At 47.8% G+C, this 20,594-nt stretch carries 16 protein-coding genes and 1 other annotated feature; of the genes, 15 read left to right on the top strand and 1 reads right to left on the bottom strand.

The window, feature by feature from the left end; all coding sequences use genetic code 11:
• The first annotated feature begins 115 nt into the window (after positions 1–115).
• The 7 genes from larB to QVP35_RS11905 are packed head-to-tail and all read left to right on the top strand — an operon-like array spanning position 116 to position 5,923.
• Entirely contained in the window at positions 116–862 is a 747-nt protein-coding gene (gene larB, locus QVP35_RS11935; protein WP_006567423.1) for a nickel pincer cofactor biosynthesis protein LarB, read from the top strand.
• Complete coding sequence (gene larC / locus QVP35_RS11930) at positions 859–2,121, top strand: nickel pincer cofactor biosynthesis protein LarC (protein WP_009289238.1); 1,263 nt, start codon at positions 859–861, stop codon at positions 2,119–2,121. The genes larB and larC overlap by 4 nt, the downstream gene beginning before the upstream one ends.
• A complete protein-coding gene (gene larE / locus QVP35_RS11925) occupies positions 2,108–2,941 on the top strand; it encodes an ATP-dependent sacrificial sulfur transferase LarE (protein WP_022261189.1) in 834 nt (277 codons plus the stop codon). The genes larC and larE overlap by 14 nt, the downstream gene beginning before the upstream one ends.
• 3 nt (positions 2,942–2,944) lie before the next feature.
• Positions 2,945–3,967, top strand: a complete 1,023-nt coding sequence (locus tag QVP35_RS11920) for an energy-coupling factor ABC transporter permease (RefSeq protein ID WP_009289235.1) — start codon at positions 2,945–2,947, stop codon at positions 3,965–3,967.
• Positions 3,951–4,751 (top strand): cobalt ECF transporter T component CbiQ, encoded by an 801-nt coding sequence (gene cbiQ, locus QVP35_RS11915; RefSeq protein ID WP_009289234.1) that lies wholly within the window; start codon positions 3,951–3,953, stop codon positions 4,749–4,751. Before QVP35_RS11920 ends, cbiQ begins: the two co-directional genes overlap by 17 nt.
• Before the next feature lie 14 nt (positions 4,752–4,765).
• Positions 4,766–5,515 (top strand): energy-coupling factor ABC transporter ATP-binding protein, encoded by a 750-nt coding sequence (locus QVP35_RS11910; protein ID WP_009289233.1) that lies wholly within the window; start codon positions 4,766–4,768, stop codon positions 5,513–5,515.
• Positions 5,516–5,923: a MerR family transcriptional regulator gene (locus QVP35_RS11905; protein ID WP_009289232.1), complete on the top strand. Its 408-nt coding sequence runs from the start codon at positions 5,516–5,518 to the stop codon at positions 5,921–5,923.
• A gap of 110 nt (positions 5,924–6,033) precedes the next feature.
• Here the strand turns inward: QVP35_RS11905 and QVP35_RS11900 are convergent, their stop codons facing one another.
• Complete coding sequence (locus QVP35_RS11900) at positions 6,034–9,666, bottom strand: EAL domain-containing protein (protein WP_009289231.1); 3,633 nt, start codon at positions 9,664–9,666, stop codon at positions 6,034–6,036.
• A gap of 144 nt (positions 9,667–9,810) precedes the next feature.
• Positions 9,811–10,039, top strand: a binding site (T-box leader).
• 72 nt (positions 10,040–10,111) lie between these two features.
• On the opposite strand from QVP35_RS11900, the gene aspS reads away from it, so the two are divergent.
• The 8 genes from aspS to QVP35_RS11860 all read left to right on the top strand — a co-directional run.
• The gene (aspS, locus tag QVP35_RS11895) at positions 10,112–11,857 is read left to right on the top strand and encodes an aspartate--tRNA ligase (RefSeq protein WP_022261188.1); all 1,746 of its coding nucleotides are present in this window, start codon (positions 10,112–10,114) and stop codon (positions 11,855–11,857) included.
• Between the two features lie 89 nt (positions 11,858–11,946).
• Positions 11,947–13,317, top strand: a complete 1,371-nt coding sequence (locus QVP35_RS11890) for a YjbE family putative metal transport protein (protein WP_009289229.1) — start codon at positions 11,947–11,949, stop codon at positions 13,315–13,317.
• Between the two features lie 285 nt (positions 13,318–13,602).
• Complete coding sequence (locus QVP35_RS11885) at positions 13,603–14,364, top strand: hypothetical protein (RefSeq protein WP_009289228.1); 762 nt, start codon at positions 13,603–13,605, stop codon at positions 14,362–14,364.
• A 201-nt stretch (positions 14,365–14,565) separates the two neighbouring features.
• A complete protein-coding gene (locus QVP35_RS11880) occupies positions 14,566–15,387 on the top strand; it encodes a transketolase (RefSeq protein ID WP_009289227.1) in 822 nt (273 codons plus the stop codon).
• A gap of 11 nt (positions 15,388–15,398) precedes the next feature.
• The gene (locus QVP35_RS11875; RefSeq protein WP_009289226.1) at positions 15,399–16,385 is read left to right on the top strand and encodes a transketolase family protein; all 987 of its coding nucleotides are present in this window, start codon (positions 15,399–15,401) and stop codon (positions 16,383–16,385) included.
• Positions 16,382–17,392, top strand: a complete 1,011-nt coding sequence (locus QVP35_RS11870) for a zinc-dependent alcohol dehydrogenase (protein ID WP_009289225.1) — start codon at positions 16,382–16,384, stop codon at positions 17,390–17,392. Before QVP35_RS11875 ends, QVP35_RS11870 begins: the two co-directional genes overlap by 4 nt.
• A gap of 102 nt (positions 17,393–17,494) precedes the next feature.
• A complete protein-coding gene (locus QVP35_RS11865; RefSeq protein WP_022261186.1) occupies positions 17,495–20,221 on the top strand; it encodes a sigma 54-interacting transcriptional regulator in 2,727 nt (908 codons plus the stop codon).
• Positions 20,222–20,298: 77 nt separating this feature from the next.
• Positions 20,299–20,594 (top strand): hypothetical protein (locus QVP35_RS11860; RefSeq protein ID WP_288187890.1); only part of this gene is annotated, 296 nt, incomplete at its 3' end.

Below are 20,594 nucleotides of genomic sequence, written 5' to 3'. Positions count from 1 at the left end.
TGTAAAAAATATTGACTTGGAGTGAGCTCCAGGTGATATGGTAAATTCAGGAGCACACAGTGGCCGGCAGGAAGATGCCGCGGCCTTCAAATAAAAAAGTAAGGAGTGCGCAGAGATGGAAGCACATGAAGTATTAGAAAAAGTCAGCCGGGGAGAAATGTCCGTTGGGGAGGCAGAAGCATTTTTCCGCAGGGAGCCCTTTGAGGATATGGGGTATGCCAAACTGGATACCCACAGAAAATTAAGGAACGGAGCTGCCGAGGTTGTCTTTTGCAGCGGTAAAGCTGATGACCATCTGGTCAGTATTTTTCAGAGATTATGGGAACAGAACGGGGAAGTATTCGGAACGAGAGCTTCCCGGGCACAGTATGAACTTGTCCGGCAGGAACTTCCGGAACTTACATACGATGCAGTATCCCGCATTATGAAGATTGAAAAGCCCGGGAAAAAGAAGATTGGAAAGATTGCGGTATGCACAGGAGGCACGGCGGATATTTCTGTGGCCGAGGAGGCGGCCCAGACAGCGGAGTTCTTCGGCAATCACGTGGACCGCATCTATGATGTGGGAGTCAGCGGCCTTCACCGGCTCTTGTCCCGGCTGGATGTGATTCAGAGTGCCAACTGTGTCGTTGCGGCGGCGGGAATGGAGGGCGCTCTGGCAAGTGTCATCGGTGGACTTGTTGACAAGCCGGTGATCGCGGTGCCTACCTCTGTGGGCTACGGGGCCAGTCTGAACGGCATTTCGGCTCTGCTCACGATGATTAACTCATGTGCCAACGGCATTGCGGTTGTAAATATTGACAATGGATACGGTGCCGGCTACATGGCATCACAGATCAACAGACTGGGGGAACGATCATGAATCAGACACTTTATTTAGAATGTTATTCGGGGATCAGCGGCGACATGATGACAGCGGCTCTGTTGGATCTCGGGGCCGATGAAAAGGTCCTTTCAGAGGCTCTTGAAAGCCTTCCTGTAAAGGGAGTTCGGACAGAGGTGAGAAGAGTATCAAAGGCTGGGCTGGACGCATGTGATTTCCATGTGATTCTGGATCACGAACATGAGAACCACGACCACGATATGGAATATCTTCACGGACACAGCCACGACCATTCTCACGGAGATCACGGACATCATTCTCATGACCACGAACACAGGGGGCTCGCAGAAATTCTTGAGATCCTTTGCAGGGCACAGATCACGGACGGTGCAAGAGAGAAGGCGGTGAGAATTTTTGAGATACTCGCAGAGGCGGAGGCCAAGGCTCACGGGACCAGTATAGAAAAGGTCCATTTTCATGAGGTGGGAGCCGTGGACTCTATCGTGGATATTACGGCAGCAGCTGTCTGCCTCGACAACCTTCAGATTGACAAGGTCATTATTCCTGTGCTCTGTGAGGGAAGCGGGTCTGTGCGCTGCCAGCACGGTGTGATCCCGGTCCCGGTTCCGGCAGTTACCGCCGTCACGTCTAAATACTCCATTCCCCTGCACATGACGGATGTGCAGGGAGAACTGGTCACTCCGACCGGCGCCGCTATCGCAGCGGCCATCCGGACTTCCGCCCGGTTGCCGGAGCGGTTTGTGATCGAGAAAACCGGGATCGGGGCCGGAAAGAGAGAGTATGAACGGCCGAGCCTGCTGCGGGCCATGCTGATCCGGGAAACAGAAGACGGAAGCGCCGGCGATTATATATACAAGCTGGAGAGCAATATTGACGACTGTACCGGGGAAGCGCTGGGATACGTGATGGAGCGGCTGATGAAGGCAGGGGCAAGAGATGTCCACTATACACCCGTATTTATGAAGAAGAACAGACCGGCCTATCAGCTCAATGTTATCTGCAAGGAGGAAGACATAGAGAAACTTGAGGGGATCATTTTCCGGGAGACGACGACCATCGGCATCCGCAGACAGAAGATGGAACGAAGTGTACTGAAACGGCAGGTGAAAACAGTGAAGACTTCTCTGGGGGAAGCCCGGATCAAGGTGTGTTTTATGGAAAACGGAATGAGAGCCTATCCGGAGTATGAGAGTGTCAGGGAACTGTGCAGAAAGAACGGGCTTTCTTTCCAGGAAACCTACCAAAGGATCGAAGAGGAATGCTATGGACAGATATGAGGAACACTGCGCAAATTTAAAAGAGGCAGTCAGAGGCTTTGTAAAGGAAGATGTGGCGCTTGCTTTTTCCGGAGGAGTGGACAGCAGCCTGCTCTTAAAGCTTCTGTGCCTTGCGGCAGAGAAAACCGGGAAAAAGGTGGCGGCATTTACGATGGTGACAAAACTTCACCCGTCTGGGGATGCCAAAATTGCGGAGAGAGTTGCCGGGGAAGCGGGAGCCGTTCACCGTGTCATTCATGTGGATGAACTTTCCCATGCGGGGATCATGGACAATCCGGAAAACAGGTGTTATCTGTGCAAGAGATATCTGTATACAAAACTGCTGAAATCGGCGAAAGCGTTGGGGATACAGACTGTACTGGAAGGAACCAATGCGGATGACCTGAACGCCTACCGTCCGGGAATCCGGGCAGTAAAAGAGCTGGGAATTCTCAGTCCTCTTGTGCAGGCCGGGATGACCAAAGCCGATATCCGCAGGATGGCATCGGAATATGGGATTTCTGTGGCAGAGCGGCCGGCAAGTCCCTGTCTTGCCACGAGATTTCCCTATGGGACCAGACTGTCTTGGGAGAAAATGAAGATGGCAGAGGAAGGGGAGAAGTTTCTGAGAACATTGGGCTTTTACAATGTTCGTGTCCGTATTCACGGAGATACGGCGAGGATCGAAGTGGACGAGAAAGATCTTCCCGGTCTGGTCAAAAACAGAGCGGCTGCGGTAAAGCGGCTGAAAGAAATAGGCTTTACATACATTACGGTGGATCTGGAGGGATTCAGGTCCGGCAGCATGGACACTCACTTGAAACAGGGAAAGGAGAAATAGGATATGCATATGGCAGATGCGCTTGTGGCCCCTGCGGTGGCAGGCACCATGTATGCCTGTTCTGCGGCGGCAGCAGGATGGGCGGTAAAAAAAGTACAGGAGGAAGATGACCCGAAAAAAGTTCCGCTGATGGGGGTCATGGGAGCCTTTGTGTTCGCAGGACAGATGATCAATTTTACGATCCCGGGAACAGGTTCTTCCGGGCACCTGTGCGGAGGAATGCTCGCGTCGGCAGTACTGGGACCATTTGCGGGATTCCTGACCATGATCGGGGTACTGCTGATCCAGTGCCTTCTTTTTGCGGACGGAGGGCTTCTCGCACTTGGATGCAACATTTGGAACATGGCGTTTTACGGCTGTTTTATAGGAGCCGGGCTTCTCTGGAGGCGGTTCATGAAAAACGGACCGGATAAAAGGAAAATTACATATGCATCCGTTATCGGATGTATCCTTACCTTACAGCTGGGAGCACTTTCCGTGACAGCAGAGACACTTGCTTCGGGCATTACAGAGCTGCCTTTTGGAGTGTTTGCAGCTGCTATGCAGCCGATCCATCTGGCCATCGGACTGGTGGAAGGACTGATCACTGCTGCGGTGCTCTGTTTCCTGTACGAGGCCAGGCCGGAGCTTATCTGGACCGGAGACTCCGGGAAATCTGCGGCAGGCGCAAAGAAGCCGAAGCTCTCTTTCCGAAAAGTGCTGCTTGCACTTGCAGGCGCATTTGTACTGATCGGAGGCGCATTATCCCTGGCTGCATCCTCAAATCCGGACGGGCTTGAATGGTCTATACAAAAAATCACAGGATCCGCGGAGCTTGCGGCTTCCGGTCCGATTCACGCTGCGGCCGAAAGGATTCAGGGCCTGACCTCCCTCCTGCCGGATTATTCTATCCCGGATCGGGAGACGATGCTTGGAACTTCTCTGTCAGGCATCTTCGGAGGAATCGCGGTGATCGTGTTATGCACAGCCGTCTGTTACCTGTTCGGCCTGTTTAGGAAGAAAGGGAAACATGAGCAGAATCAATGAGGCAGTACATGAAATACACCATCTGGATGCCATGGCCCAAAGAGAGGGGCGGATCAACAGGATTCATCCTCTGAGTAAGCTTCTCGTGACGGTCTGGTATATCGCTTTTACCATGTTATTTCCGGCCTGTGACCTGAGCGGAACCTTTTGTATGATCCTGTATCCCGCAGTAATCATGCGGGCAGGAAACATTTCTGTGGTCAGAAGCATAAGAAAATTAGGTCCGGTTCTTCTGCTCGTCTGTGCGGTGGGGATCGCGAATCCGTTTTTTGACCGGGCCGTACTCTTTCGGGCAGGACCTTTGCCTGTAACTGGCGGCATGATCTCCATGGCGACGCTGATGCTCAAAGGAGTTTTTGCGGTGCTGGCGTCTTACCTGCTGATCCTGACAACGTCCATGGAGAGCATCTGTTATGCTCTGCGTCTCCTGCATGTGCCGAAGATCATGGTGACCATGGTGCTTCTGATCTATCGGTATGTGATCGTGCTGCTGAAAGAAGCCGAACGGATCTCCCAGGCGTACTCATTGAGAGCGCCGGCTCAGAAGGGAATCCATTACCGGGCATGGGGGACCCTGCTGGGACAGCTGATGTTAAGAAGCATCGACCGGGCCCAGACGGTCTATGAGAGCATGCTGCTCCGGGGCTTTGACGGAAGCTTTCATCTGTCAAAGAAACAGAAAATGGACCCGGGCAGTGCCGTTTATCTGGCAGGCTGGCTGGGTATCGTTGTCTTGCTGCGGTATGTTTCTGTTTTTAAACTTGCCGGAAGCCTGCTAAAATAAAATACGGAGGAAGTATGAACAAAATAGAAGTAAACGGTCTCACTTTTTCTTATGAAAAAAGAGCTTCATCAGGCAGAATAAATGTGCTTTCCGATTTAAGCTTTACGGCAGCGGAGGGAGAGCGCATCGGCCTGATCGGGGCTAACGGAGCGGGGAAGTCTACACTGCTCAAACTCATGGTAGGGCTTCTGACAGATTATGAAGGAGATATGAGAATCGGCGGGGTCAGTGTGGAGAAAGATTCTCTGGCGGATATCCGAAGAAGGATGGGATATGTATTTCAGGACTCGGAAAGCCAGCTTTTTATGTCTACGGTATACGAGGATGTGGCTTTTGCGCCGCGCAATTACGGGCTCTCTGAGGAGGAAACAAGAGAGAGGACGATGAGAGCACTGGAGAGTGTCCATATGGAGCAGATGAAAGACAGGCATATCTACCGGCTGTCCGGAGGAGAGAAAAAAAGGGCATCCATCGCATCAATCCTGTCCATGGAGCCGGAGGTGATCCTTATGGATGAGCCGTCGGCGGCTCTGGACCCGAAAAACAGGCGCAGCCTGATTCATCTCCTGAACGGACTTTCCGGGACGAAAATCATTGCGTCCCATGACCTGGATTTCATCTATGATACGTGTGAGAGGACTATCCTGATCGCAGACGGAAGACTTGCAGCAGACGGACCTACGGGAGAAATATTAAGGGATCAAACACTTTTGGAAGACAATGGGATGGAACTGCCGCTGTCATTTTCCAGGACTTTGAATTGAATGGAGGAATGTATTTTGACGATCGCAGAAGTGAGTAAGAAGTATGACATAACCGCAGATACGCTGAGATATTATGAAAGGATTGGGCTGATACCCGCTGTCCCGAGGAAGCCGAACGGCATCCGGGACTATGACCAGGCATCCTGCCAGTGGGTGGAACTGATGAAGTGCATGCGGAAAGCCGGGGTGCAGATCGAGGCACTGATCGAATACGTAGCGCTGTTTCGTCAGGGTGACGAAACGATGGATGCCCGGAAAACGATTCTCATTGAACAGAGAAAACGTCTGGTACGGAAAATGCAGGATATACAGGAAACACTGGAACGCCTGGATTATAAAATAGAGATGTATGAGCAGGGGAAAATGACAAGTGACTATCAGCTGCATATCAAAGACTGCCAAAAATGATTCTGTTTCACATTTAATTGAGCTGCCGGTCCCGGCAGCTCTTTTGGATGATCATAAAGATTCTGTTCTTCTGCAGATGCACATGTAAGAAAAACTGTCTGTACTTCCGTTTATCGGGCTGGCTTCCAGTGATATAGCGAATGATTCTTTCTGAGGAAAATGTATGTTGACAGAAGCCTTAAATTCTGAATTTTTTTCATAGCTTTTAAAAGGTCCTGTCTTATCTGTCTTAGATTTTCAGGATACACGGTATCGTTGTAAAAACGGGTTCTGACATACTGGTCCAATGATTCTGCCGTATAGCCATATTCCGCAAAAAAGCCCTCAGAGAGCAGCCTGAATTCAATTCTGCCTTCTCTTATTCGAAGCAGGAAAATACTTTCCGGAAGATGGACAAACAGATGGCTCATTCGGTTTCGGAGATTGACAGTCTCTGTAATGTCCGTGATGATCCCCTGTAAAAACTGCCGGCCCTGATACTCCATATACCTGCTTTGATCTATGACCCAGATGTATCCGTTTTTGCTGAGCATACGGTATTCAAAATTGACTATCACATCCTGCCGCTCAAGTTCTTCTACTCCGGCTGACACCAGGTGTCTGTCGTCAGGGTGGACCATGTTCATAAACTTATTGCCGAAGCGGTCCTTTATCTCCTGTCTGGTAAAGCCAAAGATCTGGAGGAATCGGTCACTTATATAGAGAAAATCATAATCCGGAGTGTCTTCACACCGGTGATAGCCTCCGGGCATATCATTGTTCAGGAATGCCAGCTCCTGGGATTTACGCATCAGTATGGCATTGCGCTCCGCCAGCTGCTGCTGGACGCTCATCGGTTCAGAAATATCAGTGCAGGCACTGACGATAGCAAAGCGGCCGTCTTCTGCTTCTATGACCTTTCCTTTGTCCAGGGACCAGAACCAGGAACCGTCTTTTTTGGGCATCCGGTATGTAGTCGTATACTCAAGCCCGGCGTAGTATTCCGGCCCGATATCTTTTGCCACCTGTTCCCTGTCATCCGGATGAATGGTATTGATGACTCTGCCGTCTATGGCCTGCTCGAATTCTTCAAAGGAACCGTAGCCCAAAAGCCGGACCATTTCATGGTTGGCGAAATAGAGAGGGAAACCGTCTTCACAGTAGCCGCCGATCATTCCTCCCGGCGACATCTGGGCGAAGATGGAGGCAGCAGTCCTGCGGTTTTCTTCCGTAAGTTTCATAAAGGACGGATCTTTTTCCGAGATATGGACAACAGCAGACAGAGCCCGCTGGGATGCATTCAGCCTCTGTTCTCTCTGTTTCTGCTCAGTCACGTCACTGATGGAACCATAGTAGAGTTTATCCCCTCCCTGTTTCTTCAGAAGGTACACATGCATATGAATCCAGATGGTGCTCCCGTCATCTTTAAGACGCCGGACGTCCGCTTCGGCTCCGTTTAAAATACTGCGGTCAGCGCTGTCGAATAAATCAAAGACTGTCTGATGATCTTCTTCATAAATATTTTCCAGGATGATTCTGCGCTGTTCTTCCAGATCAACGGCATTGGAACCCGTAACTTTAAAATATTGTTCATTACAGCGCACAAGTTCGATTTCACGTCCATGGATTTTATAAAAAGCTACACCGCCCATAATATTATTCAGCATTGCCTCACTGACAATATTCTCATTTAGCAGCTCTTTAATATGGAGACGTTCCAGCTGGCGTGCCTTGATGCCTCTGAGATCGAGATTGTTCTTATCGGCCAGTAAAGGCTCAAACACGCTGATGGGCATAGGATGGTAGAAGTAGTAGCCCTGTCCATAGGTACAGCCCATATTTAAAAGATAATCCATCTGTTCCTTTGTCTCAACGCCTTCGGCTATGATTTTCATACCCATGAAACGGGCCATGCTGATAATGGCTTCCAAAATGCCGTATCCTTTTTCAGCGCTCTGTTCATCCATCTCCAAAAATTTCATATCAATTTTTAAGACATCTACGTTGACGTCTTTCAGCATGTTCAGGGAAGAGTAACCGCTTCCGAAGTCATCCATCAGGACAGTAAATCCAGAGGCTCTGAGTTTTTCAATCGTATCGTTGATGAGCTCGTATTCTTCCGTATAAGCGCTCTCTGTAATTTCGATCTCGATCAGATGCGGTTCCAGACGGTATTTTTCTGTAAGATCCTTAAAAGTCTGTACGATGTCCAGTGAATAAACATCTACCCTGGAAACATTGACAGAGATCGGAATGGCTCTGTGGCCCCGGTCAATCCAGTCTCTGACCGAACGGCACACCCTGTCCCACACATAAAGATCCAGATTTGTAATAAATCCGTTGCTTTCCAGAAGCGGGATAAATTCTCCCGGAGATATCATGCCGCGTTTTGGGTGATTCCAGCGGACCAGAGATTCCAGACCGATGATCTTTCCGGTAGCCATGTTGCACTTCGGCTGAGCATAAAACGTAAATTCTTCCTGTTCCAGGGCATGCTGGACTTCCGACAGGAGAATATGGTTATTCTTCATTTTCTGCATCATGCCGCTGCCATAAATACAGGACCTCTTTGTGTAATTTCCTTTGACAGAAGACATGGCAATGGCTGCACGGTCATACATGGTCTGAATGGGTACGCCGCAGTCTTCGATCATATATAAACCAAAGGCAGGCAGAAACCCTACATTGCCCTGATAGTGCCTGATATAACCCATGATCTTTTGCTGGAGAGAAGAAATAACTGCCTGATCGTTGGGGAGAATAATACAGAAATCATCGTCTCCCATATAGCCGGCGATCCCTTCGTGCTCCTCCTGTGCCTTTTTCAGATGGAGGCTGATGTCTATGAGAAACTGGTCACCCGCCTCCTGTCCGTACCATTCATTGAAAAGCTTGAAATGTTCTATGTCAATGACCATGAGACAGTGCTCATGTGTTCCTGATGTCTGCAGCAGCCGGACTGCTTTCTGAACGAATATATTTTTTCGGTAAAGTCCTGTCAGAGGGTCAATAGAAGTGGAAGGAAGCGGCTTATGTTCCTTGATTTCCAGGCTTTTTTCCTTCTGCTCATGAATGTCCTGAACAAAACACATAATGATCTGGTCATCATCTCTGCTCTGGCGGACAGCCACGGCAGTCTGGGCAACCCAGCAGTAGCTGCCGTCTTTTTTTGCTTTCCGGAACTGGCCTAAAAGAAACGGAGACGGAGACGCGCTGCTGAGCCGTTCCATGATCGTATCCAGATTCCAGAAGTCAAGATAGTCCGCAATATCATCGGGATGAACTAATTCCCGGGATATAACTTCTGCCATCATCGTGGATAAAGATCCCTCTTCTGAGGGAATAATATATTTGTCAGAAAGATGAAATAAAACTTTGAAGGAATCTTTTGTGAGATTCAGTTCAAATAATTCGTCATAGGCAGAGAGATTCGTGAGGTTATAAAATAAATTTTTATTGCCCTCATAGATGGCTTTGGACAGGACAACGTGACAGAGCCCTTTCCCCGGCCAGTCTATCGTGCCGGTGCTCACATCGATCCACTGATGAATCTTCTTATTATAAAAGAGCGTGCTTTCATTCTCAGATACATGAAGAGGACAGCCGCCGCACGGTGCTTTCTCCCCGCAGAAGACTTCATAGCATATATCGCCGCAGCAGATCTGTGGAAAGACCTGCTGAAGCTCCCTGTTGAAATGCACGATCCTGTAATGATCGTCAATGATATAAATACTCGTTTCCGAAGTAAAATTATTAGAATTCATATGTATATTCCTGTCAGGCGGATTTACTATATAGTACTTTATTATTATAGTATTTTTTGTGTAAATCAGTCAATCACAAGAGAGGAAATATAGAAAAAGAGAAAAATAAATTGACAAGACAGACAAAACTGAACTATAATGATCCAAAAAGCGTAGATTGAGAAAAGTAGCATAAATTATCGCTTCCAGTGAGCGGGAGACAGTGGGAACTCCGCAGAGTGAATTTATGTGAAGAACACTCAGGAGCTGTAATCTGAACATCCTAAGGATTAGTAGGTGCGCCGCAGGCTGTGCGTTATTCAGCATACCAGAGAGGCTGCAGGGCAGCAAATCAGGTGGTACCGCGGAACTTGTACAGTTGTCCGTCCTGAATGATTTTTTAGGATAGACGACTTTTTTTATTACAAAAAAGTTTATCACGATGAAAGTAAAAGGAGAAAAAGAAATGTCAGATATGTACCGCAGCAAGACTATGGATAAGATTTCTGAGAGTGATATCGGGTCCCAGTTAAAGATTGCCGGGTGGGTGGAAAATATCCGAGACCACGGCGGAGTTTCATTTATTGATTTAAGAGATATGTACGGCGTCATGCAGGTCGTGTTAAGGGATGCAAGTCTTTTAAATGAAGTGAGAAAAGAAGAATGCCTTTCCATCGAAGGGATCATTGAGCACAGGGACGAAGAGACTTACAATCCGAAAATTCCTACGGGAACCATCGAACTGGAAGCCCATAAGATTACAGTGCTCGGCAAGGTATATACTGACCTTCCGTTTGAAGTATCAGGTTCCAAAGAGATCCGTGAGGATGTCCGCTTAAAATATCGGTATTTGGATTTGAGAAACCGCAAAGTAAAGGACAATATCAAATTCCGCTCCGAAGTCATCAGTTTCCTGAGAAGAAAGATGGATGACCTTGGATTTATGGAGATTCAGACACCGATCCTCTGCGCATCTTCACCGGAAGGGGCGAGAGACTATATCGTGCCGTCCAGAAAATACAAAGGGAAGTTTTATGCCCTCCCTCAGGCTCCGCAGCAGTACAAACAGCTTTTGATGGTATCCGGCATCGACAAATACTATCAGGTTGCGCCTTGTTTCAGAGATGAGGACGCCCGCGCCGACCGTTCTCCGGGAGAGTTTTATCAGCTGGACTTTGAAATGAGTTTTGCCACACAGGAAGATGTCTTTAAAATCGGTGAGGAAGTGCTGGCAGAGACTTTTAAGAAATTTGCGCCGGAAGGGTCTGTTGTGACAGACACGCCATTCCCGGTGATCAGTTATCAGCAGGCAATGCTGGAATTCGGAACGGACAAACCGGATTTAAGGAATCCTTTAAGGATCGTGGACGTGACAGACTTTTTCCAGAGATGTACCTTCAAGCCGTTTCATGACAAGACGGTAAGGGCCGTGAAAGTTCACGCAAATCTCTCAAAAGGATTCCATGAAAAGCTTCTTAAATTTGCACAGTCCATCGGCATGGCCGGACTCGGATATCTGGAAGTAAAAGAAGATATGTCCTACAAGGGACCGATCGACAAGTTTATCCCGGAAGATATGAAGAGTGAGCTTGCCGAGAAAGCACATCTTGAGGCTGGGGACGTGATCTTCTTTATCGCAGCCAGTGAAAAACCTGCCTGTCTGTTTGCGGGACAGATCAGGGACGAACTTGCCGCGCGCCTGGATCTCTGTGAAAAAAATGCCTATCGTTTCTGCTACATCAACGATTTCCCGATGTATGAGACAGACGAGGAGACAGGTCAGGTGACCTTTACACACAACCCGTTCTCCATGCCACAGGGAGGACTGAAAGCGCTGAATGAAAAAGATCCTCTGGATATCCTCGCATACCAGTACGATATCGTCTGCAACGGAGTGGAACTTTCCTCCGGTGCGGTGAGAAACCATGATCTGGACGTCATGGTCAAGGCATTTGAAGTCGCAGGATACGACGAAGAGACATTAAAAGAAAAATTTGGAGCGCTATATAACGCATTCCAGTTCGGTGCCCCTCCTCATGCAGGAATGGCGCCGGGAATCGACCGTATGATCATGCTCCTTAGAAATGAAGAAAATATCCGCGAAGTAATCGCCTTCCCTATGAGCGGAACTGCACAGGATCTTATGTGCGGGGCTCCTGGAGAAGTGTCAGAGCTTCAGTTAAGAGAGACACACATCAAAGTAAGAGATTAATAGTTAAAAAAGCCGTACATTCAGAAATGAATGGGCGGCTTTTTGCATATATATGGTAAATAATAAAGTTTGCACAGGGGGAAGGCCTTTTGGGTACGCTTCTTCAGATTGTTTTTATCAACCTTGTCGTGTCTCTGGATAATATCGGCGTCATCGCCATGGCAACCAGGGGGCTTTCAAAGCGCCGGGCCAAAGCGGCCCGAGATCTGGGCGTCTGGCTGTCTATCTTTCTTAAGATGATCTTTGTGGGGATCATCGGATTTTTGTTCAGGATTCCATGGCTTCACATCAGAATACTGGGAGGTGTGATGCTTTTATATGTCACTTTCACGATGATGATGGAAAGCGGAACGGGAAGTGAAAAGCGTGAACAGACAGGACGGAAGGACAGCTTCTGGTTTGCAATCATTTCGATCGTGGCAGCAGATGTGAGTATGAGTTTTGACAACGTGCTGGCTATCCTCGGAGTCGTGTCTGCGGACGGCGGCGGTCTGCATATGAGAGAATTTCTGCTGATCTTCGGCGGCCTGGCATTTTGTGTGCCGCTGCTTCTCTGGTTCAGCGGAACCATTGCAGAGTGGATGGAAGAGTTTCCGGTCCTAAACGATATCTGCGCCGGATACCTTGTCTACACAGCAGTCAAGATGATGATGGAAGATGAGTTCGTATCTCTATTCCTTCAGGAAATCAATTTTTCCATCGCGGCACCGTGTGCGGCACTGGCCGGTATCCTTGTGGCCTGCTTTAAAGTCTATTCGGAGGGAAGAGATTTTCAATATCACAGCGGGAAGATTCTCGTGGCCTGTGTCACGGCTCTGTCCTGCTATGCGGTCATGGACATGGCAGTGCTCTCGTACCTGAGCACCGGGCCTTCTCCAAAGGGATACCAGCTGAGTCTGGAAGCTCTTTACGGATTTCTTCCAAAAGGGATCAATGCGGTCCATCTCACCTCCATGTCCTCCGGAATCCTGGAACTATGCGTGGCAGTTTATACAGCAGATGTGATGAGGCGGAGGGAGCCGTCCTCATTTTTCTGGAAATACATAAAAGTAGAAAATACGATGGCAAGGCTTTTGCTGTTTCAGACAGCGCTCTATGTCATAGGGCTGACGCTTAACTTTGGGCTTGGAAAGCCGGATGTGTGGATGTTCATCCTGGAACTGCTCTTTGAATTCCTGCTGATGAGTGTCTATGCGGCAGTCTTCGGGCTTTTGTGCTTTTCTTTTAAAAACGGGGGATTGGGACTGGGGATGAGCCTTTTGTTCCTTCTGCTGGAAGCAGTCATATCTTCTGTGCTGATGCTCGACGAGACCAGCGTGCTGGCGGGAATGTTCCCGAATTATTATCTGGAGAACCTGGAAAGTCATATGCACGATATGATCTTTGTCATGAGAGGGGTCTTTATGTCGGCAATTTATATACTGCCTGCGTTGATGATTGGGGAGAGAAAAATGAATTGATAACCACGTATTTACGTGGCATACTATACAGTATAGAAGCTCTGGTATAATGGCTGCAAAAAATTGGACAAAAGGATATGGAAAGGGAAAGAATGATTGATATAAAAGATCTAAATAAATACGAGCGTGATTTTTCTACTTATTATGGAGGGAGAAGTGGGTCTAAATATGCGATTATAATTGACGGAGAACGATGGATGATAAAGTTCCCAGAGAGTACAAAGGATTTTATGGGAAGACAAAAAAAGAACGCCCACTTTCCATCCTATACAGCCAGTCCATTGAGTGAATATTGGTTCTCAGATTTACCAATCATTAGGTATTCCTGTGCATGAGACAATGTTAGGAATAAGAGATAACAAATTAGTTGTGGCATGTAAAGATTTTGATCCTTTACACAGGCTGGTAGAATATGGACAGATAAAAAACTCATTGACAGACACAGAGATAGAATCGGTGCATAGTTCATCAGGCCAGCAGAGAGAAGCTTTGATGGATGTACTGAATGTTATTTCCACAGCGCCGGTTTTTCAAAAGACTCCTGGGGTGAAAGAAAGATTTTGGGATATGTTTATTGCAGATGCCTTTATTCGGAATAATGACCGCGATAACGGAAACTGGGGCATTTTTATTAATGCAGACGGAACAGGAAAATTGGCACCTGTTTATGACAATGGAAATTGTCTGTTTAATAAATGCAATCCTTCTGTGGCAGAAAGGAGAATTGCAAATGAAAGAGATATCTATCAGGATGCCCTTGGTACCGGTGTTTCTTATTTTACAGATAAAAACGATAAAAATATTCATCCATTTCAGTATATCGAAAGCGCTGAAAATCCTGACTGTACAGCTGCATTATTAAGGTTTGTAAAGCATTTGGATGTAAGAGAAATTGATAGGATTGTCGAAGAGATTCCTGAGAATTTTCAAGATATACAGATTATAACAGCGATACAAAAAGAACATTATAAAGCGGTATTCCATATGATGCTGAACAAGAGCATTTTTCCTGCAGCAAATAATTTTGAAAAAAACCTGATAAAATAAGGCTTTAAAGCACCTTTATTCATAGGAATAGAAGTTAAAAAATTGAGCAAAAAACAACTTATGTAATGGGAGTTAAGTTGTTTTTTGCTCAATTTTTATAATGATACCACTTACAGAGAGATTTTCCCATTAACACACTATGTTGGCATGGTTTTTGCTTTCTATTTTGTCATATCAACGGAACAAAAAGGAGGTACGTGTATGGTAACAGAGCAGGAGTTAAGAGAACTTACTGATTTTGCGCAGGAAATCAGGATCTGGACAATACGGCAGATGGCAGAGAGAGGGTTCGGACACATGGGAGGGGCTATGAGTATCTGCGATCTGCTGAGTGTGTTATACGGGAAACGGATGAAGGTTTGTCCTGAGGACCCTTCCTTTGAAGAGAGGGACTGGCTGGTATGTTCCAAAGGACATGCAGGGCCGGCGGTGTATGCGGCACTGGCATTAAAGGGATTCTTCCCGAAGGAGTGGCTGTGTACGCTGAACCAGCCGGGCACAAGGCTGCCGAGCCACTGCGACGCGGGAAAGACACCGGGGATCGATGTGACGACCGGTTCTCTGGGACAGGGGCTCTCAGCAGCCTGCGGCGTGGCTTTGGCAAAGAAACTGGACGAAAGGAAAGAACGGGTCTACTGTATCATCGGCGACGGCGAGAGCCAGGAAGGACAGAACTGGGAGGCTGCAATGTTTGCGGCACAGAACCGTCTGGGGAACCTGACTCTGTTTGTGGATAACAATAAAAAACAGCTGGACAATGACACAGAAAAAATCTGTGACATGGAGGATTTTGAAGAGAAATTCAAAAGTTTCGGCTGGCATACAGTCCGGGTAAACGGACATGACTGCAGAGCCATAGACGATGCGGTTGGCCAGGCTATACAGGAACAGGAGCGGCCCACAGCGGTGATTCTTGATACACTGAAAGGAAAAGGATGTAAGTTTGCGGAAACTATATGGAATCATCATATCAATGTGACCGGAGAGCAGGCCAAAGAAGCGATCGAAGCCTTAATGGCGTAAGGAGGGAGAATATGAGCGTAGTAATATCCAATACACATGAAAACGGAGAGAGATCCATGGCGGAGGTCTACTCAGAGACCATGATGGAACTGATGAAAGAAAACCGGGACATTGTGGAGCTGGAGGCGGACCTGGGATTCTGCCTGATGGGAAACCAGATGAATGAACTGGCAGAGGAAGTTCCGGGACAGATCATTGACTGCGGAATTCAGGAGGCAAACATGACAGGGGTTGCCTGCGGCCTGTCTTTTGCCGGGAAAATCCCGTTTGCCCATTCTTTTGCGCCGTTTATTTCCAGGAGGGCCAATGATCAGATTTTTATTTCCGGATGTTATGCGGGTGCCAATGTAAAACTTGTGGGATCTGATCCGGGGATCATGGCAGCATACAATGGCGGAACTCACATGCCTTTTGAAGATGTGGCAGTTTTAAGGGCATTTCCCGGGATGACCATTGTTGAGCCGACGGATCATGTGATGTTAAAAGATCTGGTAAAGCAGCTGGCAGAGAAGAAAGGAATGTGCTACATACGCTGTGCGAGAAAAAATGTACCCAGGATTTATGAACAAGGTTCCGAGTTTGAAATAGGAAAAGGAAATATCGTGAAAGACGGAACGGATGCATCTGTAATCGCCAGCGGCATCATGGTGGCAGAAGCGCTGAAAGCAGCCCACATATTAGAGAAGGAGGGTATTTCCATAAGAGTCGTGGATATGTTTACGATTAAACCGCTGGACTGTGGACTGACAGTGCGCTGTGCACAGGAGACGAAGGCTGTCGTGACGGCGGAAAACCATAATATCCACGGAGGACTGTATGGTGCAGTTTGTGAGGTGCTGGCAAAGACAAATCCTGTCCCGGTGGAGGCCGTGGGAATAAAAGATGAGTTCGGTGAAGTGGGAGATATGGAGTATCTGAAAAAACGGTTTGGCCTCACGGCAGATGATATCGCTCAGAAAGTTAGAAAAGCCATAGAGAGAAAGCGGGTGGAGAGATGAAACGCAGGATTGCAAAGCTGACCGGACCAAAAACATTTGAGTTTTTTGAAGAAGACCTGCCGGAGCTGAAATCAGACGAAATACTGCTCAAAATGGTCAGCGCGGGACTTTGTCATTCTGACATTCCAGCGTATATGGGCACCAGCGCCATGGGAAGAAATCCTCTTGGATATGAAGATGTGGTTAAACCTCATTATCCTATAGGAATCGGCCACGAACCGACCGCTGTGGTGGAAGCCGTGGGAAATGCTGTGACAAAATTCAAACCGGGCGACCAGGTGACTGGAGTGACATCAGAGTGTATGGCGACACACAAGATCATCAGGGAGGAGGAGAGAATCATCAGAGTGCCGGAAATGGATAAACCTTTTGAATGTTGTCTTGGAGAGCCGATGATGTGTGTGGCAAATATCGTTCAGGCTGCCAAACCGGCATTCGGTGACCATGTGGCGGTGATCGGATGCGGGTTCATGGGCCTTTTGACCATCGCCGGACTGAAGAATGACCGTCTGGGAAGTCTAACGGCTGTTGATCTGATGGACGGACGGCTGGCTGTGGCAGGAGAATATGGAGCGGACCATACGGTGAATCCGGCAAAAGAGTCTTTAGAGGAAACCATGATGAAGATTACAAGAGGAAAGGGATTTGACGTCATCGTGGAAATCACAGGAAGTCTAAGAGGACTGGCTTCTGCCCTGTCTATTTCCAGGATCAGCGGAAGAGGAAAGATCCTTCTCCCGTCTATGTATACGAGGAATGAAGTGTTTACGCAGAAAATGGCCTATCATATGATGTATCGCTCTCCGATCCTCCATGTGGTACATCCGTGGTACTGCGAAGACTATATGGACACACTGGAAAAAGCAGTGAGTGCCTACAAAAAAGGAATCTTCCCCACGGACCGGCTGATCACCCACAGAATTCCGTTTGAGGAGATTTCCCGGGGATTTGAACTGCTTGAAAATAATCCTGAAGAATATGTAAAAGGAATTATAGTATTTGACTGACGGGAGATAATGGAAGAAGCCCTTTCTTGAGTTTATGTACTTCATTCGGTACAATAGTCATAAGAAAACCAGGACGCCAAAGAGAGAGCAGGGAGAGAGCGTATGAACCGGAAGGAGAAAATATTTCAGTATTTATCAGAATATGCAAGAATACAGACAGACAGCGGCTTTGAGCCGGAGGCGGACTCAGGCTATATTGCAGAAAGGCTGGGACTCGACCGGAGCAATGTGAGCAGAGATCTGAACGAACTTGCGCGGGAGGGATTGACAGTGAAGCTGGACGGAAGACCGGTCAAATTTGTTCCCGCAGAATTTTACCGGAAACCGGAGCCTGAGAAGAGGGAATCGAAAGAATTTGCTTTTATGATCGGGGAGGACGGATCGCTGAAAACGCAGATTCAACAGGGGAAGTCTGCGGTGCTGTATCCGCCCAATGGTCTGCACACGCTGCTGGCAGGTCCGACTGGAACAGGTAAGACTACATTTGCGGAGAAACTGTACCAGTATGCCAAAGCCATGAAGGTGATGAAGGAAGATGCCGGATTTATTGTCTTTAACTGCGCGGAGTATGCCCAGAATCAGGAACTGATTCTTTCCCAGCTGTTTGGCCACAAAAAAGGCGCTTTTACCGGAGCTGAAAAGGACAAACCCGGACTGGTGGAAAAGGCAGACGGAGGCATTTTGTTTCTGGATGAGATCCACCGCCTGCCTCCCTATGGACAGGAAATGCTGTTTCTCCTCATGGATAAGGGATGCTACCGGAGGCTCGGCGAGACAGAGGAAGTGAGAAAGGCGAGTGTCCTGATCATCGGCGCTACGACGGAAAATCTGAATACGACCCTCCTTAAGACCTTCCTTCGGAGAATGCCGGTGGTCATTCATCTGCCATCGCTGGAAAAGCGGCCGCTCATCGAGCGGCTTCGGCTGATTGAGGAGTTTTTTTCGGCAGAACAGAAAAAGATCGGGGCGCCCATCCAGGTATATAAAGATGTGGTCATTGCCCTTCTTTTGTATTCCTGTCCGGGGAACATCGGGCAGCTTTCTGCCGATATCCAGCTCTTATGCGCCAGAGCATTTCTGGAATTCAAGGTAGAACAGAAGGAAGTGGTGGAGATCAACTTTGAAATCCTGCCGTCCTATATACAGAACGGACGCCTGGAATCTTCAAAGAAAAAGAGCGATCTGATCGAATTTTTGCAGTACTCCGAAGATTATCATATGTTTCTGGACAGCGAGGCTGACGGTGAGCCGGGAACCGAGAATCTATACATGGAGATTTCCAAAAAGTACGAAAAATTCCTGGAGCAGGGAAGATCCGGCGGTGAGATCAGCGATATCATCGAGGATGATCTGGAGCAGTATATGAATGCGCTGCTCAAAAAGTATGATATGAAGAAGGAACACTATGAAAAGAAAAATCTTCTCAAGATTATTGACGCAAAAGTGTATTACGCGGTGGAGGACATCCTGCAGTTTGCGGAGATAAAACTTGGAAGGAAGATGCCGGAGCGGATCAAGGTCGGAATTGCCATGCATGTCAATGCCATGACCGAGAGGATTTCCAAAGGGATCATGCTTAAGGAAAAAGAATTAAATGACATTGTCCTGAATCATCCCCAGGAATTTCAGACAGCAAAGGTCATGTTAAGGCTCCTGGAAGAAGAACTCGGGATACAGGTTCCAAAGCAGGAGATCGGATATTTTACCATGTTTCTGTGTGCCATGGATGAGGAGGCGATCTATCCGAAAATAGCGGTCATCGTCATGGCCCATGGGGAGAGCACAGCCAGCAGTATGGCAGAGGTAGCAAATAAGCTTTTAAAGACTGGACACTGCCATGCCATCGACATGCCTCTGGATGTGCCTGCGGAGGAGGTACTGGAAAAGGCGGTGGTGTTGGCAAAAGAAACAGATGAAGGCAGAGGAGTGCTTGTGCTTGCAGATATGGGCTCCCTTCTCATGTTCCCGGAAATGATCGAGAAACGGACCGGAATCCCTGTGAAAACAGTTCCCATGGTGTCCACCATCATGGTCATTGAGGCGGTAAGAAAAGCGATGCTCAGGGGTGCGGACATCGACCGGCTTGCGAAGGAGATGAGACAGATCGGAAAAGTGTTTGACCAAAAGCATGGAGAACAAAGTATCCATACAATCCTGGTCACATGTTTTACAGGGCAGGGAACGGCATTGAAGCTTTCCGAAATTATCAGGGATATGATCCCGGCAGAGCAGCAGAGCCGGTTTAAGATCCGCTGTATGGATTTTGAAGGGATGGATGCGGTAAAGGAAGCAGAAGGGCAGGAAGATCTGTCCGGGGCAGATGCAGTGGTCGGTACGGTTGATTTGAAACTTCCCAATGTCCCGTTTATCTCCGTGGACGAGTTCGTTGTAGGAGACGGAATGGCAAGGCTCAGCGAGATGATACAGGGACAGGCTGAAACTGTCTGTGAGACAAAAGATGAAGCAGTCATGGATGAAAAGCTTTTGACCGGAACTCTGGAACAGCTTTTATATTTTCTGAATCCTAAAAAAATGGCAGGCCAGGCCATGGAATGCTTAAAGGAATCTGTCAGGGCATTACATATGGAAGTGACAAGAGAACTGGCTGTGCGGTATGTGATTCATCTGTGCTGTATGCTGGAGCGCCTGATCCAGGAGGAAGTTCTGCCTCACCAGGAAACGGAAATTTTAAAGGAGAAATATAAACATATATTTGAAACGGTAAAAAGGAGCCTTCGGCCTCTGGAGGACTGTCTGCATATGAAGATACCGGATTCTGAGACCGCTTATCTTGTAGAGATGCTTTTGGAAGAGAAGGAATCCTGCTGATTGGACTAACTTTTTTTTGGAACCGTCTCACCTGATATAAAAACTCGAAGTGGTAAAAAATCAGGGGGAATACAGAGATGAAGAAGAAAAGACGCATTTGGATATTGGCCGCAGTGTTAGCTGTGGCGGCAGTACAGGGAACTGTTTTTGCAGAGGACCAGGAGTCCGGTAGTACAGCAGAAGCTGTGACAGAAACAACAACAGAGGCTGACAAACTTCTGAAGACGGAAGTGCTCATGGAAACTGCCAGAGAGCAGATTTCAGATGAAAAGCAGGAGCAGCCCAAGATCAAAAAGACTGGGAAGAAACAAATCATGCAGATGCAGAAGCCCATAAAAAAGGCGGCAGACGGGCAGACCTTATTGGATGTAAG

It is taken from the genome of Anaerostipes sp. CAG:276 (genome assembly GCF_000432215.1).
GTDB lineage: Bacteria > Bacillota > Clostridia > Lachnospirales > Lachnospiraceae > Anaerostipes > Anaerostipes caccae.
This window is presented reverse-complemented; position numbering and strand designations above follow the sequence as displayed.

Excerpts from the sequence above, each read along its gene's own strand:
- larB (WP_006567423.1), top strand. The coding sequence starts at position 116 with ATGGAAGCACATGAAGTATTAGAAAAAGTCAGCCGGGGAGAAATGTCC.
- larC (WP_009289238.1), top strand. The coding sequence starts at position 859 with ATGAATCAGACACTTTATTTAGAATGTTATTCGGGGATCAGCGGCGAC.
- larE (WP_022261189.1), top strand. The coding sequence starts at position 2,108 with ATGGACAGATATGAGGAACACTGCGCAAATTTAAAAGAGGCAGTCAGA.
- QVP35_RS11920 (WP_009289235.1), top strand. The coding sequence starts at position 2,945 with ATGCATATGGCAGATGCGCTTGTGGCCCCTGCGGTGGCAGGCACCATG.
- cbiQ (WP_009289234.1), top strand. The coding sequence starts at position 3,951 with ATGAGCAGAATCAATGAGGCAGTACATGAAATACACCATCTGGATGCC.
- QVP35_RS11910 (WP_009289233.1), top strand. The coding sequence starts at position 4,766 with ATGAACAAAATAGAAGTAAACGGTCTCACTTTTTCTTATGAAAAAAGA.
- QVP35_RS11905 (WP_009289232.1), top strand. The coding sequence starts at position 5,516 with ATGGAGGAATGTATTTTGACGATCGCAGAAGTGAGTAAGAAGTATGAC.
- QVP35_RS11900 (WP_009289231.1), bottom strand. The coding sequence starts at position 9,666 with ATGAATTCTAATAATTTTACTTCGGAAACGAGTATTTATATCATTGAC.
- aspS (WP_022261188.1), top strand. The coding sequence starts at position 10,112 with ATGTCAGATATGTACCGCAGCAAGACTATGGATAAGATTTCTGAGAGT.
- QVP35_RS11880 (WP_009289227.1), top strand. The coding sequence starts at position 14,566 with ATGGTAACAGAGCAGGAGTTAAGAGAACTTACTGATTTTGCGCAGGAA.
- QVP35_RS11875 (WP_009289226.1), top strand. The coding sequence starts at position 15,399 with ATGAGCGTAGTAATATCCAATACACATGAAAACGGAGAGAGATCCATG.
- QVP35_RS11870 (WP_009289225.1), top strand. The coding sequence starts at position 16,382 with ATGAAACGCAGGATTGCAAAGCTGACCGGACCAAAAACATTTGAGTTT.
- QVP35_RS11865 (WP_022261186.1), top strand. The coding sequence starts at position 17,495 with ATGAACCGGAAGGAGAAAATATTTCAGTATTTATCAGAATATGCAAGA.